The organism is uncultured Meiothermus sp., assembly GCF_937863175.1.
Classification (GTDB): domain Bacteria; phylum Deinococcota; class Deinococci; order Deinococcales; family Thermaceae; genus Meiothermus.
The window spans coordinates 1-15,364 of record NZ_CALMCQ010000343.1 but is presented as its reverse complement, the minus strand read 5'-3'; the positions used below and the strand labels follow the sequence as shown (position 1 = coordinate 15,364).

Sequence of the window (15,364 nt, the reverse complement as noted above, 5' to 3'; positions counted from 1 at the left end):
TTCTAGTCGTCCGGCCTGCAGGGTACGCCCGGTCGCTGTTTTAGACCAGATCGCGATCGGCCTTTAGAAACGCGACCCTTCTTGCGGGGCCGACCCCGGATATGCTAGACTCCTCCAGTTGAAGTGTCCGCCGTAAAGGAGGTGAACCCATGATGATCTCCCACTTTCTGCCCGCCCTTGGAGTCGCATCGGTGGTTTGCCGCCATACGGTTACGTTAATGCCATAAAGCGCCGACGTATATCCGAGCTGGGGGCAACCAAAAAGCCCCCGGCTTTCTGGTTGGCTTCCGAAAGGAGTCTGCAATGGGAATTGCCCAGAACTCAACCAACCATGCTTCCGATCCCAGGCCCCCCTTTACTGGTATTTCTGAGGTTCCAATGTCTATCAACAATCCCCGTCTGCACCCTCTCCAGGCACCCCCTTCCGATTCCGAGGCCGCAACCTGGTTCGACGAGGAGCTGAGAGCTTCCAGCTTCGACTGGCTTTCGAATGAAGCCGATAACCACGAGTATTTCGCCGACCGCGCCCACCGCAAGGCCCGCAAGCCCCCGCGCCGCCAGTCGGTTAAGAAACTGCTCGAGTCCGGCCAGGAACAGGGCCGCGCCTTTGGCGACCCCGGCCTGCAAGAGCTGTACGAGAAGGAGTACTTTAGCGAGTTGCTGTGGCAACTGCGCAGCGGGAAGGAAGCCACCCTGTACGTAGTGCGGGCCTCGGCCAAGACAGCTCCTCTGGTTCGCCCCCGCCCCTCCAACTACTGCCATCTCCCGCCAGGGGAGGGGCGAGCGGCTGAGAGTCTTCCCCTACCCCCCGGCCCCCTCCCCCAAAAGGGAGAGGGGGTGGTTGAGGGTTTTCCCCTGTTGGCGGCCAAGCTCTACGTGGATAGCCGCGTTCGCAGCTTCAAAAACGACGCCCTTTACCGCCAGGGCCGCTACATCAGCGACAAGCGCGTCGAGAAGGCCATTGACCAGCGCAGCCAGTTCGGCGTCAGTGCGCAGAACATCCTGTGGGTAGAGGAGGAATACCGCCAACTGCACGCCCTGCACCAGGCTGGCATGGCCGTGCCCAGACCCATCGCCCATGCTGGCAACGTGATCTTGATGGAGTTTATTGGCGATGATGAAGGCCCTGCACCCCGCCTGAGTGAAGCTGGGCTGAACAAAGAAGAGGCCCAGGATGCACTGGAGCAGGCCATCCACAACCTGGGCTTAATGCTGGCCCACGGCAAAGTGCATGGCGACTACTCCACCTTCAACCTGTTGTGGTGGGAAGGCAAGGCAGTTGTGATTGACTTCCCGCAGGTGGTGGAATGGGATAAGAACCCCCGCGCCAAGGAGATTCTGGAGCGCGATGTGAACGGCCTCTGCCGCACCTTTGGTCACCTGGGCTTACACCCTAAAGGCTCTGAGGTACTGCGCAGGGTCTGGCAGACTGCCCGCGAAAACGCTACCCCGTTCACCCCCATGGGAGAGTTGTTATGAGTCACATCTGGCAGGAATTCTTCGACCAACACGCACCCGAATACCTGAACAACGGTTTTACCCGGAACACCGTGGCAGAAGTAGATTTTTTACTCGAGCTGTTCCAGCTCCCTCCAGCTTCTACCATCCTCGACACTGGCTGCGGCGTCGGGCGGCATGCGATTGAACTCGCCAGGCGCGGCCACCAGGTGACCGGCGTGGATATTTCGTCGGGAATGTTGGCCCAGGCCCGCAAAAACGCCAAGGCGGCAGGTGTAGAAGTTGAGTGGGTGCATAGCGATGCAACGCTGTTCAGAGCCAATAAAACCTTCGACGCGGCAATCTGCTTGTGCGAAGGTGCTTTGGGTCTGTTCAACCTGGGCGACGACCCCGAGGAACACAGCCGCGCCATCCTTGCCAACGTGAGTGCCGCGCTAAAGCCGGGTGCGCTGTTGGTGCTCACCACCCTCAACCCCTACTCGAAAATCCGCCAGTACACCCAGGACGACATACACCGCGGGCGCTTTGACCCGGTAAGCATGGTCGAGATAGAAGACGAAACGATGGAGGTTGCCGGGGGCAAGACCATGCGGCTTCAGTACAGAGACCGCCGCCTCTTTCCCAGCGAACTCAAGTGGCTGATGCGCGAGGTAGGGCTCAAACAACTTCACGTCTGGGGCGGCACGGCGGGCAACTGGGGTAAACGCCCGATTGAGCTGGACGAGACCGAGTACATGGCTGTAGCCCGCAAGGAGTAGAGATGAATTTCCGCCCATTCGACTTTTCCGAGGCCGACTACCAGGCTTATGTGGAGGTGCTCAACCAAACCCATCCCGAGGTTTTGCGGTCGGTAGGCGAGGTGCAGCACCTGGACAAGACCCGGGCCAGGGACGAAGTGCTGGGAAGGTTCATGGTTGAACTGGAGGGGCAGGCAGTGGGGGTGGCGGAGTATGAAAGCCCGCGCAACGCTCCCAAGGCCCATGCCTACGAAGTGCGCTACGGTGTGCAACCCGGCCTCGAGGGTATGGTTCCGGCGCTCTGGGCCTTGTTGATGGAACAAGTGTCCCGGCTAAAACCCAAAGAATTGCAGACCCAGGCCCGTGAGAACTGGCCCGAGTATGGCTTTTATCTGAGCCAGGGCTTTGTCGAGGTAGACCGCAGGTGGGACTCGGTGCTGGATCTGGCAGACTTCGACCCGACTCCCCTCAGCCGCCCACTGGCCAGGGGCATCGAGCTCAAACCTTTGAGCGAACTGCCCTATACCCAGGACATCTTTCAGCGGGCCTGGTACGACCTCGAGCTAAAACTGCTGCGCGATGTGCCCTTTAGTGAGCCCCTGGTGCCCTGGGCCTTTGAGGTCTGGCAGCAGCGCCATGTGGAAGACCCCAACCTGCTGCCCGAGGGCTACTTTATGGCGCTCGAGGGGGAAAAAATGCTGGGCCTGACCATGCTGTTCAAGTCCAGCCGCCCCCAAACCCTGCAAACCGGGCTAACCGGCGTTCTGCCAGGCCACCGCCGCCAGGGAATTGCGCTGGCGCTCAAGTTGCGAGCCGCGAAATTTGCCAGGGCCTATGGGGCCCGCTACATCCGTACCAGCAACCACCAGATCAACCGGCCCATGCTTTCCATCAACGAATCACTGGGCTTTGTCAGAGAAGCCGCCACCGTATTCTTGCGCAGGGAGTTTATGTGCTAAGTCCAGTATCCCTCAAACGTTCGGGAGGAGCCTATGACCATCAACCTTGTAGTTCGCCCATTTGAAGAACGTGACTATGCCGCAATTGCCGAGGTGTTCAACGCCGCCTGGCCCGACCAGGCGCATACCGAAACCGCCCTGCGTGAAGACGACGATCATGCCCCCCAGATCAAGTGGGGGCGCTTTGTGGCTGAAATTGACCACCGGATCGTGGGGGTGGGCGAGTACACCCAGTTTGAGGGCATGTATCACCCCCAAAGGTTTGCAGCCTGGGTGACGGTGAGGCCGGAGTTCCGCAGCCAGGGGATTGGCAAGGCGCTCTACCGGCAGGTGGTGGCGGCCCTTGAACCCCACGACCCTATTTCGATTTTGAGCAGCACCCGTGAGGATCAGACTGCGGCTATCGCCTGGCTGCACAAGCTCGGCTACCTCGAGAAGATGAAATACTGGGAGTCGCGCCTGGATGTGCAGGCTTTTGATTTTGCCCCCTATGCCGGAAAAATCGAGGCGGCGGAGGCGGCGGGTTTCGAGCTTAAGTGCCTGAAGGAACTGGAAAGCGACCCCGAGTACCAGCAGAAATCCTACGACCTCTGGCTCGAGGCCCGGCTGGACGTGCCCCGCCCCGACGCCATTAGCGAGGTTGGCTTCGAAGACTACTGCAAATGGGTGTTTGGCAGCAGTTACTACCTGCCGGAAGCATACTTTGTTGCGGTAGACACCAAGACCGGCCAGTACGTGGCCATGAGCACCCTCTGGAAGAGCGATGGCGACTACCTGGGCACCGGTCTGACCGGCACCCGCCGGGCCTACCGCCGCCTGGGCCTGGCCCTGGCCCTCAAACTCAAGGGCATACGCTTTGCCAGGGAACGCGGGGTCAAGGAAATTCGCACCGGCAACGAGTCCAACAACCGGGCCATGCTTTCCATCAACGAGGCCATGGGTTTTGTGAAGCAGCCCATCTGGGCCGACTATGTGCTGACTATCAAGGAGGAAGCTGCGATGCCCGCAGCAACACTTGCTACTGCACGGGAGGAATCATGAGTTTTACCATTCGAGCCTTTACCCCTGCCGATTATCCCGAGCTGGCTCGAGTTCGCAACGCCGTCTGGCCCGACAACCCCGTGCTGCCCGAGACCCTCGAGGCGGGTGACCGGCGCCTCAAGCCTGGGCTGGTCTTGCGCCGGCTGGTGGCCGAGCAGAACGGCGAGATGCTGGGAAACGCGCTGTTTTCTCAGATGGAGTGGCTCTATCACCCGCAGAAGTTCTGGGTGGGCCTGACCGTTCATCCCGAGCACCAGAGACAGGGAATCGGCGCGGCCCTGTATGAGCACATGATGATCGAGCTACACTCCCACAACCCCATCAAGCTGCTGGCCTCGACCCGTGCCGACAAGCCAGAGGCGCTGCGCTTTGCCGAGAAACGCGGCTATCACGAGGAGTTTCGGGTCTGGGAGTCCAGGGTTGAACTGAGCCGGTTCGAGCCCGTGCGCTGGGCCAGTGATCTGCAAAAGGTGCGGGATCTGGGCTACCAGATCCAAAGTCTGGCAGATTTGCTGGACGACCCCGACTACGAGCGCAAAATGTATGAGCTTGACCACGCGGGCAGCCACGACGTACCGCTGCCGCCGGGAGAGCAGTTTACCTTTCCTACCCAGGAACGCTACTGGGAGAACACCCGCTCCAACCCCGACTTCGACCCTGCGCTGTGGTTTCTGGCAGTCAAGGACGGTGAGTATGCAGGGGTCTCGATGCTCTTCAAGCGGCCCGCCGACAACGACCTCAACACCGGCTTTACTACCGTGCGGCGCGAACACCGCCACCGGGGCCTGGCGCTGGCGCTCAAAGTGACCGCCCTCACCCACGCCAGGCAACTGGGCAAGACAGCAGTGCGTACCGAGAACGCCCAGGTCAACCGCTCGATGCTGGCCATCAACGAGGCCCTCGGCTTCGAGAAGATGCCGGCCTGGATTGACCTGGCAAAAGTCCTCAGGGCCGGAGGATGAGCCCGGGAGCGACGCGGCGCTCTGGTATTCTGGGTCGCAAGGAGCGTTCTAATAATGGAGTTCCTGGCCACTTTTCTTTTCTACGCCGTGTGTATCTTCGTGCTCATTGCTGTACACGAGTCTGGCCACTATTTAGCAGGTTTGGCACTGGGAATTCCTGCGCATCAGATGCAGATTCGCTTGTTTACCTTTCCCCAGCACGTTGCGCTACGGTATGGTGATCGCTGGGTTTCCCCAACCGATTATGACCCCTATGCCGAGACGGTGTGGAAGCACCTGACTACTACCCGGCGGGTGTACCTTTTCGTGGCCGGTGGGCTACTCCTGGAAACAGTTTTCACCATCATAGTAGCGGTATCGTTGGTGCAGCTTGGTTGGACTGGACTTGCCCTCGCAGTTCTAAGCCTGTCTCTGGTAATGGATGCCTCCTATTTGCTGGTGGATATGGTCATGGCCCTGAGGACGGGTCACGCCTGGGGAGATTTCTCTGGGATGTGGTTTCTTACCAAGCTGCCGACGGCTCTCCTGGTACTGGTGCTGTTGGCGCCCCGCGCTGCCCTGGTGCTGTGGCTAATGGCCTGAATACTGCTTTAGGCATGGCAATAAGTTGCTCAGGAACCCAAAGCGATCAAGAGCCCCAGCAAGGCCCCACCGGCAATCACCAGTACCACGCTCGCACCGCGATAAATCAGCAGACCGGCCAGTACCAGCACCCCGCCCCAAAAGAGCGAGTCCACGCTCAGTTGTATCAAAACCAGCACCATGCTGGCGCTCAGGCCCATGCTGATGGGCACCAGCGCCTTGCGCAGGGCCCGGCTCCACTGGGCTTTTGCCATCCATTCCCAGCCCCGCACCAGCAGCATGGCCCCTACCGCACCCGGCAAAAACATGCCCAGCATGGCCGCCAAAGCCCCCGGCAGACCGGCGGCGCCGAGTCCGTAGAACAGTACCGCCAGCATGTTTGGTCCCGGTACAAACTGCCCCAGCGCAAACCCATCGGCAAACTCCTGGCGGGTGACCCAGCCGTTGCCGATGATCACCCGGGCCATCTCGGGCAGGTTGGCCATACCCCCACCAAAGCTGAGTACCCCAAAGCGCAAAAAGGCCAGGAAGACCTCGAGGGTTTCACCCACGACCAACGGCCTCCATCCCCTGGCCTGACGGGCTACTTGTCGGTTCTCCGGCGGGCATTATTGCCGCCTCCTGCCAGTACAGACCCATCCCCACCGGAACCGAGAGCAGCAGTACCAGCAACAACTGCCAGTGCAGCAGGCCATAGGTCACAAACACCACCAGGGCCAGGCCCACCGCCTTGAGCGAGTCCAGCGCAATGGGAGCCTGGCGAAGCATGGTGGCCAGTATTAACCCGATGGCGGCTGCCGCAACGCCGTTCAGTGCACTCTCGGCCAGTGAGCCGGGAACCGCTCCGAAGCGAACATACGCAAAGCTCAACAACAACATCAGGATGGCCCCAGGGGTCAAAACCCCCAGCAGGGCCAGAGCCCCACCCGCGACCCCACCCAGCCGCATCCCGATGTGGGCTGCGGTGTTGGCAAACACTGGCCCCGGCAAGATACGGCACAGCGCGGTGGTTTCCAGAAACTCCCGCTCCTCCATCCAGCGCCGCTTCAGCACAATGGCCTGGTAGAGCTGGGCACTGCCGCCCCCGCCAAAAGCCACCAACCCGATGTGAACGAAGGCCGAAAACAGCTTGCCAAGCGGTACTTTCACGTTCTGGATGATACACTGTCCGGCGGTGCATTACGCCATCGGTGATACCCACGGCTGTCTTCAATCCCTCATCCGGCTCTTGCAGCGCGAGGGTTTTGTGGGCGATAGACTCGAGTGGACAGGAGGACAGGCCCAGCTCTGGTTTCTGGGCGACTATACCGACCGGGGCCCCAATGGCATTGGGGTGATTGAGCTTTTGATGCGCCTCGAGCACGCGGCACAGGCTGCCGGTGGCGCCGTGCATGCGCTCCTGGGCAACCACGACACCATGTTGCTGGCCGCGCATCGTTTTACCGATATAGAAATCCCCAGCTTTAAACGCCAGGGGCAAAGCGTGACCTTCTACGAAATCTGGCAGCGGGTGGGAGGAAAAGAACACGACTTTGAGCGCTTGAACGATGCGCACGTTCGCTGGCTGCAAAACCGCCCCGCCCTGGCCCTGGTCGAAGGCACCCTGTTGATGCATGCCGATAGTTTGTTCTACCTGGAATGGGGTGACGGCCTCGAGCAAATCAACCACAACCTGCGCGATATCCTGCGCTCGGACCACGTCGAATCCTGGGATGGACTGGCCGAGCAATTCGCTAGCCGGTTTTCTTTCCTCAATGGGGGCACTGGCCTGACCGAAGAATTTTTACGACAGTTGGGGGCCAATCGTTTGGTGCACGGTCACACCCCCATCTACAGCCTGATTGGCTACGCACCCCAGATGGTGCTCTACCCGCTGGAATATAACGATGGCCTCTGCTTCAACGTGGATCACTGCCTGTGGAACGGGGGGCCGGGGTTTGTGTTTGGTCTGTCTGAAGGCCAGTAGTACAATTTTGTATAAGTTACGGTTGGGCTCGAGGGCAGACTTGGAAAACGCGTCGGTGCCTAGCACTGCTCCTTCTGTCAGGCTTGGCAAAACCGCACAAAGGTATTCCCAAAGGACGAGTGGGGCCATTCTCGGGCAAGCATCGTGCGTTTTCCCTGGTAAGCCACATGACCCCAAAGCCCCCAGGTAAATTCCTGGGGGTTTGGCTTGGGTGGAACCGGGCTAGATTTCGATGCTATCCAGCCGAATGACCTGATCTGGCAGGGCAATCTCCAGCCGGTAGGCCCCGGTGGCGGGCACTTCCAGCCGGAAAGAACCGATCCGTCCAATCGGGGTGCTCAATTGGGTCTGGTCGTTGTGCAGCAAAGTGGTGCCCTGGATTGAGGAAAGCAGACTGGGATCGGCCACGATATAGCCTTGCAGGTAGGCTTTGTGGGTGTCGGGTTTCAGGCTCAGGTCGAGATAGAAATCCCCGGCTTTGTAGAGCTGCGACCAGGCTCCGGTGAAGTTCTGCTGCCGTACTGCCAGCGAGGTCTTGCGGGAGTCCATGACCAGGATGGCCTGGAGGTTGGGTTTCTTGGGTTCAACCATCTTGGCAGCTCCTTAGTTTCCTGATGCAGCCCAGGTGATGGCGGCCTCGAGCAAATGCATTCCACTGGCAGTAAGGCGGGCAGTACCCGAACTATTCGGGAAGAAGCCTACCCGGCGGGCGGGGGCGGTCCCGCTCTGCAATGCGGCCCCAGTGTTGTAGCCAAATAAGGTAGAGCGGGCAGTGTCGGAAGTCAGGCTGGCCACACTGACTGCCCCCGAGCCCACCCTGCCCCAGTTGAGCGAGTCCGAACTGCTATAGACCGTGGTGTTGAGGAAGGCGGGCAGGCCACCGGCCAGGGGATGGGTGTTGTTCAGCACCCTGACCTGGGTCTGGCTGGTCTGCACACTGCGATTTCCCGAGCTACCACCCGTCATCCGCATCTCGTCGAACAGATCCCAGTGCATCACCACCACCGGCACGGCTACGCTGTTAAACTTGGTGTTTACGCTGCTGGGGCTGATGCTACCCGAAATCACCACCACATCCTGATGGTTTGCATCGGAGCTTGTGCTGGCTGCATCCCCCCGGACGGTCACGGTGTAGCCCAGGCTTTCCAGACGGGTTCTGAGGACACTGTCTGCGCTAGACAGCACACCACCAGTTAAGCGAGCAACCAGCAGGGCTCTCTTACGCTGGAAATCTCCCGGCTGTTGCAGCATGCCGGCCACGTTGAGCAGGCCCCACTCCACCCCCGAGATGCCCAGGTTGATGGCAGAGAGCTTGAGGTACTCGCCGATGCTGCCTTCATTCTCCGTATCGGCCAACGCCAGGGCCACCGCCCCCGCAAGCTGTGGAGCCGCGAAGGAGGTCCCGGTGTAGAAAGCGAAACGAAGATCGGGATAGGCCCCCGCAATCGAGGCCCCGGGGGCCACATATTCTAGCGCGGTACCCCTGCTGGAGAAGGTTGATAGGGCCAGGGCACTGCTGACGCTGCCCACGCTGATGAGGAACTGGTGATTGCTGACGGTGTTGTTGGCCCAGGCTGCCGGGAAGGTGATGTTGCCATTGCCGGTGTTGCCCGCTGAGGCGACGATGTAGCGGCCCTGGTTGGTCGCGCTATTGATGATGGTTCGTAGGGCCGTATCGCTGACGGTGGTGCCCAGCGAGAGGTTGATAATCTGGGCATTCATGTTCATGGCCCATTGGATGGCCGAGACCACGTCGGCTACCGTACCAGCCCCATCCCCGTTCAAGACCCGGATCGGCAGGATGGTGGCCCGAGGGGCTACTTGCAGGATCAGGCTGGCCACCCCGGTGCCGTGCCCATACATGCTGCCGGCTACCTCCTGAGGAATGGCATCCATGCCCACAAAGTCAAAGTGCTCACCAGCAGGGGCCAGGCGGTTGGTGAACTGGGGGTGATTGAGGTCAATGCCAGTATCAATTACCGCCACCTTGATGCCCTGCCCAAAGTTACGGCTGAGGGCCTGGGCCTGCGGAACTCTGGTGAGCATAAACTGGAAGCGGTTCTCGCTGGGGAGGGTTGGGATGGTACTGGTACCACCTACCCAGTGACTCCAGCCGCCTGCCCAGGAGCCGAAGCCCCCAGCCCAGGTGTGGAAGCTCAGGGCCATGGCCGGGCTACGCACAGTGGAGTTGGGCTCCAGGGTAGTGTTTTGCAGCGAGACCCCCCGGCCCTGCAAGGCCGCAGCCGCCTGGCTGCTCAACTTCAGGATGGCCTGGCCGTCCAGCCAGGCAATCACCTCACCGCCGTATCGCTGGGCCAGGCTTTCCTGGGTATCGCTGGAAGTCAGGGGAACCGTGAGCAGGTAGCCCTGGTCGCTCGGCGGGAGGGTGGCGGGCCTGTTCACGCCACCGCAGGCCACCAACAAAACAACGATGGACAATGCGACGATTCGGTGAAGCCAGATGGGAATGGAATGGCGTTTTTTGGGCATATGGGATGCTCCGTAGTGTTCCTGCCGACTCCCAGCCTAGGCAAAAACGCCCACGTCAAGTGCGAATAGAACCGTTACGTAGAACTGCCCGTAACGCCATAAGTAGAATGTGGCGCCTGGACGCAATTTCTGCGGCTACCGTTATGGCTGTTAAGCAAAATACAGGCTTGTATTAAGGGCTCGACCCGCCGTTTGCAGCTTCGAGATCCTGGTGCTGGCTCTTATCACAAAAGTGGAGCTGGCCTCTGGGGCCGTACAAAAATTATCGAAGGTCATGCTGAGGCCGCCAGGCGAAGCAACGGCTGCGCTCCGGTTCGTCGAATTCGGCGTAGTACGGCGCTTCAAACTTTCAGCGTTGTTGAGTCTGCCCTGAGTCTTGCCCCGAGCTTAGTCGAAGGGTTCGAGGTGGCGCCGCGCATTTTCCGATTTCACGATAGGGGCCAGTCCTGGTGCGAGACCGTAGAAGAGGCTCCGGCCATAGGCCATAATGGGCAGACATGCTGCCCTACCTGCAACTTTCGGGTTCTCCCTTTGACCAGGGCCTCGAGCAAGGAGTCGCCCTGGCTGACCGCATTGCCCATAACCTCGAGGTCTATTTCCATCGCTTCGAGGTCGAGTGCAAACTGTCCCCAGCCGAGGCCCGCAGCCGGGGCGAGCGGTATTTTGGGGCCATCCAGCAACAAAATCCAGCCTATGCTCTGGGGATCGAGGGCATCGCGGCAGGGTCGGGGCAACCCCTGGTGGACATCGCCACCCTCAACGTGCGCTACGAAATCGTCTACTACCAGTTCGCCCAGGACACCGCCCCGGTTTATCTGGCCCGCGAGGCCCCCAACGGCTGCACAGCTTTTGCGCTGTTGCCAGGCCATAGCTCCGACGGCCACCTCTGGATGGGCCAGAACTGGGACTGGATGGAAGGGGTGCAGGGAGCTTTGCAACACATCACCGAACCCGACGGAACCCGGGTGCTGGCCTTTACCGAGGCCGGCATCTTCGGCGGGAAGATGGGCCTCAACTCCCACGGACTGGGACTCTGCATCAACGGGCTGGTCTCGGTCGGCGACGACTGGGCGGGCCTGGGCAAACCTTTCCATCTGCGTACCTACGAAGCCCTGCGGCAGAAAACCCTGCCGGAGGCCCGGGCAGCCATTGTCGAAAGCCCGCGCACCGCCTCGGGCAACTTCCTGATTGGGCAGGGGGAGCAGGCGGTGGATCTGGAGGTCTCGCCTGCTGGAATTGGAGTCTGGGAAGACCCGCGTCTGCTGGTGCATGCCAACCACTACATCGCACCCGAGCGCTTTGGAATCGAGGTTCCGCCCATCGAATGGCTGGATCGCTCCCACCACCGGGCCAGACGCCTCAGTCTCCGGCTGGGCGCAGTAGAAAAACCCGGCCTGGAAGACCTGAAAGCCGCCCTCTCCGACCGGGAGGGTGCGCCCTATGCGGTCTGCCGCACCGCCAGCCAGGAAGAGTACGAACTGGGCGAACCCTACCGCACCCTGGCCTCGGTAATTATGAACTTGGGGACGCTAGAACTGTGGGTTTCCGACGGCCCACCCCACCAGAACCCTTATGCGCACTACCCGTTATGAAGGTTGACCTCGAGCCTGGGCCGGTTATACCAGACTCGGAACCCGACCGAAGGGAGACGCTTTTTTCGCCGACCGTCCGGGAGGGGTATGCTCCCGGATTCAAAAAGAGAGCCTCGGGGTCTCCGGGTTGGAGGATGATCTTTTTGAATCCGGTATTAACGTGGTTTTTGATGGGCATACCGCCACTGCACCGGCCGTGGGTCTCCACGTTTCAGCTGGGTCGCGTCGTGGCTTCGGCTGTCCGACGGAACAGCCGGGTGGTATTGATGGCGGCCAGCAGATACATCAAGGCCCCCACAAAAAAGGGAAGTCCCACCAGCCACTCGGCATGTTCCAGCCCAACCACCATCGCAAAAATGAAGCCACCCAGCAAGCCCCCCGCAGCTACCGTGAGACTCTGGGCCCCTGCCAGGGCGCCCTGCAAAGCACCTTGTTCCTGGGGCGAGACCTCGCGGGTTAAAAACGATTGAATCAGGGGTTGGCCCAGGTTGCTAAAGGCCGCCAGAACAATGATGGCGTACATCATCCAGCCCTGGGTGGCCAGCCCATAAAGGGTGAAGGAGAAAATGGATACACTCTGTCCCAGAATCAGGGCCCTACGCTCGCCCAGGCCTGCTACCACCGGTCGGATCAGCACGGCCTGCACCACCACCCCACCGAGCCCCACCAGGAATAGCGAAAAGCCGACCTCGAGCGGTTTCCAGTCAAACTTGTAGGCGGTATACAAGACCCAGACGCTCTGCAAAACCCCGAAGGCCAGAAAAATCAAGGCCAGGCTCGAGGTCAGTCCACGCAGAAGGGGGGTCTGGCCCAGAATTTTGAGGGCGGTAAAGGGATTGAGCGACCTGGCATTGTGGTTGCGGTTTTCTGGTCTGAGCGACTCGGGCAACACAAAGTAGCCGTATAGAAAGTTGAGAAAAGCCAGTCCCGCCGCAAAAAAGAAGGGTAGGCGCAGATCTATGTTGCCCAGCACCCCTCCCACCACTGGCCCCAGCACGAAGCCCATCCCGAAGGTGGCCCCGATCAGGCCAAAGTTGCGGGCGCGTTCGTTGGGTTTAGAGATATCGGCAATGTAGGCATTGGCGGTGGAAAGGCTGGCTCCCAGCGCTCCGGCGACCACTCGAGCCAGAAACAAAATCCAGATGGACTGCGTCAGGGCCGCAATCAGATAATCAAGGGCGGTTCCCAGGCTCGAGGCCAGCAGAACCGGGCGACGCCCGTAGCGGTCGGAGAGCAGGCCCAGAATGGGGCCAAACACAAACTGCATCAGCGCATAGACCGCAAAGAAGATGCCGTTGATCTGGGCCCCGGCTTCCACGCTTCCCGCCAGGGTTGCGATCAGTTTGGGCAGCACCGGAATTATCAGTCCCAGACCCATCACGTTGATCAGCACCGAGATCAGGATGAAAGCCAGGGAAGCAGTTCTGGCAGAGGCCATAACCGCGCCATTATGACACTATACGCCCGAAGCAAAAGCAACCTCGAGGGGGCGGTTTTCGGGATCGGTATGCTATATCCGTGCTGCTACCCGACCTCGAGGCCACCCGTCGCTTCGCCCAAAAACTAGCCCAGACGCTCCCCCAGGGCAGCCTGGTTCTGCTCACCGGGCCGATGGGCGCGGGCAAAACCACCCTGGTGAAGTTCCTGGTCGGGGCGCTGGGATTTGCCGGTGAAGTGACCAGCCCCACCTATACCCTGATCCACGAGTACCCTACCGAGCAGGGCCTGATCGTGCACATTGATGCCTACCGGATGGCCGACCAGGAGGAGCTATACCACCTGGGCCTGGAAGACTACCTGCCCGAGGCCCGGCTGGTGCTGATTGAGTGGGGCCAGCCGGCAGTTTTTCCCGATAGCCTGGAGATCCGCCTCACCCCGAGCGAGCGAGGGCGCGTCGTGGAGATGATTCCCCACCGCAGTATCGCCCCTCTAAACGACCGGGACCGGGACTGATGGAATCGGAAGGACAAAACCCTGGGCTTACTGGGTTAAAAACCAGAAAGGCGGTACGCTGTCCTGGTGAACAAAACCATGGGCAGCCTGGTGTGGCGGCAGTACCGCTGGCATTTGGTCTGGTTTTTCGCCGGGGTCGTGGTGGGGGTGATGTTTGCCCACTGGCTGCGGAGTATGGTAACGCTACTGGGGGTTGCCGGGGTGGTATTTGCGATGTACTTCATCTGGATTTCCTTCGATAACCTCAAGAAACAGTAGCAGCAGGCTCTTTGCTTCCTCTTTCACCTCACGATTATGGAACTCATGACCCCCGCCCCCATCCTGGACTCCCCACCAGAACACCTGCCCACCGGGAACCTCGATATTCACGTGGAAACCAGCCCCAGGGCCCCCTCGATCTCACGTATTGGGGTAGCCTCTCTTACCCTGAATGGGTTGCTGGACTGGGTGGGTGAGCCGCTGCTGGAGGTGTCGGGCCAGGGCTGGAAGGTTTCACGCCTCTCGGACTGGATTCCGGTCTGGGAGAACGACCGCCTCACGGTCACGCTGCTGGCCCCCTACGGTGAACGGGGGCTGGCCCTGCGCCTCGAGCCCCGCGCACCCGGGCCAATTCAAGTAGCAGGCAATCTGGAATACCTGGGCCTGCGGCGTTTTAAGGAAGAGAGGCTCGAGGCCAGTTTTCGCACCGCCCACGATGCCTGGACTGGCAGCTACGTGCTCGAGGCCCGCGCCGAACGCACCCTGCTGGCCCTGGGCTGGCAGGCCGACCCCCCACCCACCCGCATAGACTGGGGCCAGCAGTTTGTGCTGGAGTGGGCGGCTGGCCCAGTCACGCTGTACCTGGGGCTAGCCCCCGAAGGCGATGGCGCCCGTACTACTGCCCTGCATCTGCGGCGGGTGGGTTGGGAAAACCTGCTGCGAAAAACGTTGCACAAGCTGGCCCTGCTTGCCACCAACTATACTGGCCCGCTCTACGAGGTTTATCGGCGACACCTGATTTTCAGCTACTTCTACGCCCAGGCCGATACCCTCGAAGGCCCACCGGTGCTGCTTACCTCACGCAGCCCGCACTATTATGTCTCGGGGGCCTACTGGGCGCGCGACGCGCTTTTGTGGTTTTTCCCGGCCCTGCTTAAAGCCGACCACAGGCGGGCCAAAGCAGTGCTCAAGGCCGTGTTCCACCGCCATGCCCGCTGGCCGGGGGAACACGCTCAGTACCTGAATGGGCCACCCCTGTATCCAGGCTTCGAGCTCGATCAGGCCGCCGCCTATCCGCTGGCCCTGGCCCGTTATCTGGAGGCCACCGGCCCCAACCCCGAGCTAGTGGCCGAGCTGCGCGATCTGCTGGAGGAGGTGTTTGCCCGGGTTGCCGAGGAAAAACACCCTTCGCTCTCGCTCTACCGCACCTTCCTCTCCCCCACCGACGACCCGGTCAAAGAGCCCTACCTGACCTACGACAACGCCCTGTGGGGTGTGGCCCTCGAGCGCCTGGCACCCTACTGGCCCCAGCCCGAAAGCCTCAAGCTCGAGGCCCGCATGGTGCGCGAGACCCTCTACCGCCAGGCCCAGCGCAACGGGCGTTTTGTCTTCAGCTTTGAGCCAGGGGGCGGTTATACCTTCTCCG

General features: G+C 60.7%; 16 protein-coding genes. 11 read left to right on the top strand and 5 right to left on the bottom strand.

All coding sequences use genetic code 11. The annotated features are described in order from the left end of the window. Positions 1–378 precede the first annotated feature (378 nt). The 6 genes from Q0288_RS12950 to Q0288_RS12925 are packed head-to-tail and all read left to right on the top strand — an operon-like array spanning position 379 to position 5,739. Positions 379–1,479 carry an RIO1 family regulatory kinase/ATPase gene (locus Q0288_RS12950; protein ID WP_299431074.1) on the top strand — a complete coding sequence of 367 codons (1,101 nt, stop codon included), beginning with the start codon at positions 379–381 and terminating at the stop codon, positions 1,477–1,479. Then, positions 1,476–2,216 carry a class I SAM-dependent methyltransferase gene (locus Q0288_RS12945; protein WP_299431072.1) on the top strand — a complete coding sequence of 247 codons (741 nt, stop codon included), beginning with the start codon at positions 1,476–1,478 and terminating at the stop codon, positions 2,214–2,216. Before Q0288_RS12950 ends, Q0288_RS12945 begins: the two co-directional genes overlap by 4 nt. A gap of 2 nt (positions 2,217–2,218) precedes the next feature. Then, on the top strand, positions 2,219–3,154 hold the full coding sequence (locus Q0288_RS12940) for a GNAT family N-acetyltransferase (protein ID WP_299431070.1): 936 nt from the start codon (positions 2,219–2,221) through the stop codon (positions 3,152–3,154). Between the two features lie 33 nt (positions 3,155–3,187). Next, positions 3,188–4,195: a GNAT family N-acetyltransferase gene (locus tag Q0288_RS12935; protein ID WP_299431068.1), complete on the top strand. Its 1,008-nt coding sequence runs from the start codon at positions 3,188–3,190 to the stop codon at positions 4,193–4,195. Further along, complete coding sequence (locus tag Q0288_RS12930) at positions 4,192–5,157, top strand: GNAT family N-acetyltransferase (protein ID WP_299431066.1); 966 nt, start codon at positions 4,192–4,194, stop codon at positions 5,155–5,157. The genes Q0288_RS12935 and Q0288_RS12930 overlap by 4 nt, the downstream gene beginning before the upstream one ends. 54 nt (positions 5,158–5,211) lie before the next feature. Then, positions 5,212–5,739 (top strand): hypothetical protein, encoded by a 528-nt coding sequence (locus tag Q0288_RS12925; protein WP_299431064.1) that lies wholly within the window; start codon positions 5,212–5,214, stop codon positions 5,737–5,739. Positions 5,740–5,768: 29 nt separating this feature from the next. Here Q0288_RS12925 and Q0288_RS12920 read toward each other — a convergent pair whose 3' ends face one another. After that, positions 5,769–6,290, bottom strand: a complete 522-nt coding sequence (locus tag Q0288_RS12920) for a chromate transporter (RefSeq protein ID WP_299431062.1) — start codon at positions 6,288–6,290, stop codon at positions 5,769–5,771. After that, complete coding sequence (locus Q0288_RS12915) at positions 6,283–6,888, bottom strand: chromate transporter (protein WP_299431060.1); 606 nt, start codon at positions 6,886–6,888, stop codon at positions 6,283–6,285. Before Q0288_RS12915 ends, Q0288_RS12920 begins: the two co-directional genes overlap by 8 nt. A gap of 25 nt (positions 6,889–6,913) precedes the next feature. Between Q0288_RS12915 and Q0288_RS12910 the strand changes: the two genes are divergently transcribed. Next, a complete protein-coding gene (locus Q0288_RS12910) occupies positions 6,914–7,705 on the top strand; it encodes a metallophosphoesterase family protein (RefSeq protein WP_299431058.1) in 792 nt (263 codons plus the stop codon). A 222-nt stretch (positions 7,706–7,927) separates the two neighbouring features. On the opposite strand, the gene Q0288_RS12905 is transcribed toward Q0288_RS12910, so the two are convergent. Then, positions 7,928–8,296, bottom strand: a complete 369-nt coding sequence (locus tag Q0288_RS12905) for a hypothetical protein (protein WP_299431056.1) — start codon at positions 8,294–8,296, stop codon at positions 7,928–7,930. A 12-nt stretch (positions 8,297–8,308) separates the two neighbouring features. After that, positions 8,309–10,195, bottom strand: coding sequence for a S8 family serine peptidase (locus tag Q0288_RS12900; protein ID WP_299431054.1), 1,887 nt, complete (start codon positions 10,193–10,195; stop codon positions 8,309–8,311). A gap of 497 nt (positions 10,196–10,692) precedes the next feature. On the opposite strand from Q0288_RS12900, the gene Q0288_RS12895 reads away from it, so the two are divergent. Next, the gene (locus Q0288_RS12895) at positions 10,693–11,787 is read left to right on the top strand and encodes a C45 family peptidase (protein WP_299431052.1); all 1,095 of its coding nucleotides are present in this window, start codon (positions 10,693–10,695) and stop codon (positions 11,785–11,787) included. A 211-nt stretch (positions 11,788–11,998) separates the two neighbouring features. On the opposite strand, the gene Q0288_RS12890 is transcribed toward Q0288_RS12895, so the two are convergent. Then, entirely contained in the window at positions 11,999–13,225 is a 1,227-nt protein-coding gene (locus Q0288_RS12890) for a TCR/Tet family MFS transporter (RefSeq protein ID WP_299431050.1), read from the bottom strand. A gap of 80 nt (positions 13,226–13,305) precedes the next feature. Here Q0288_RS12890 and tsaE point away from each other — a divergent pair, with 80 nt between their 5' ends. From tsaE to Q0288_RS12875, 3 genes are all read left to right on the top strand, one after another. Then, positions 13,306–13,740, top strand: coding sequence for a tRNA (adenosine(37)-N6)-threonylcarbamoyltransferase complex ATPase subunit type 1 TsaE (gene tsaE, locus Q0288_RS12885; protein ID WP_299431048.1), 435 nt, complete (start codon positions 13,306–13,308; stop codon positions 13,738–13,740). Between the two features lie 66 nt (positions 13,741–13,806). After that, complete coding sequence (locus Q0288_RS12880) at positions 13,807–13,998, top strand: hypothetical protein (RefSeq protein WP_299431046.1); 192 nt, start codon at positions 13,807–13,809, stop codon at positions 13,996–13,998. A 36-nt stretch (positions 13,999–14,034) separates the two neighbouring features. After that, positions 14,035–15,364, top strand: a 1,330-nt coding sequence (locus Q0288_RS12875) for a metal-independent alpha-mannosidase (RefSeq protein ID WP_299431044.1), incomplete at its 3' end; no start/stop codon positions are given.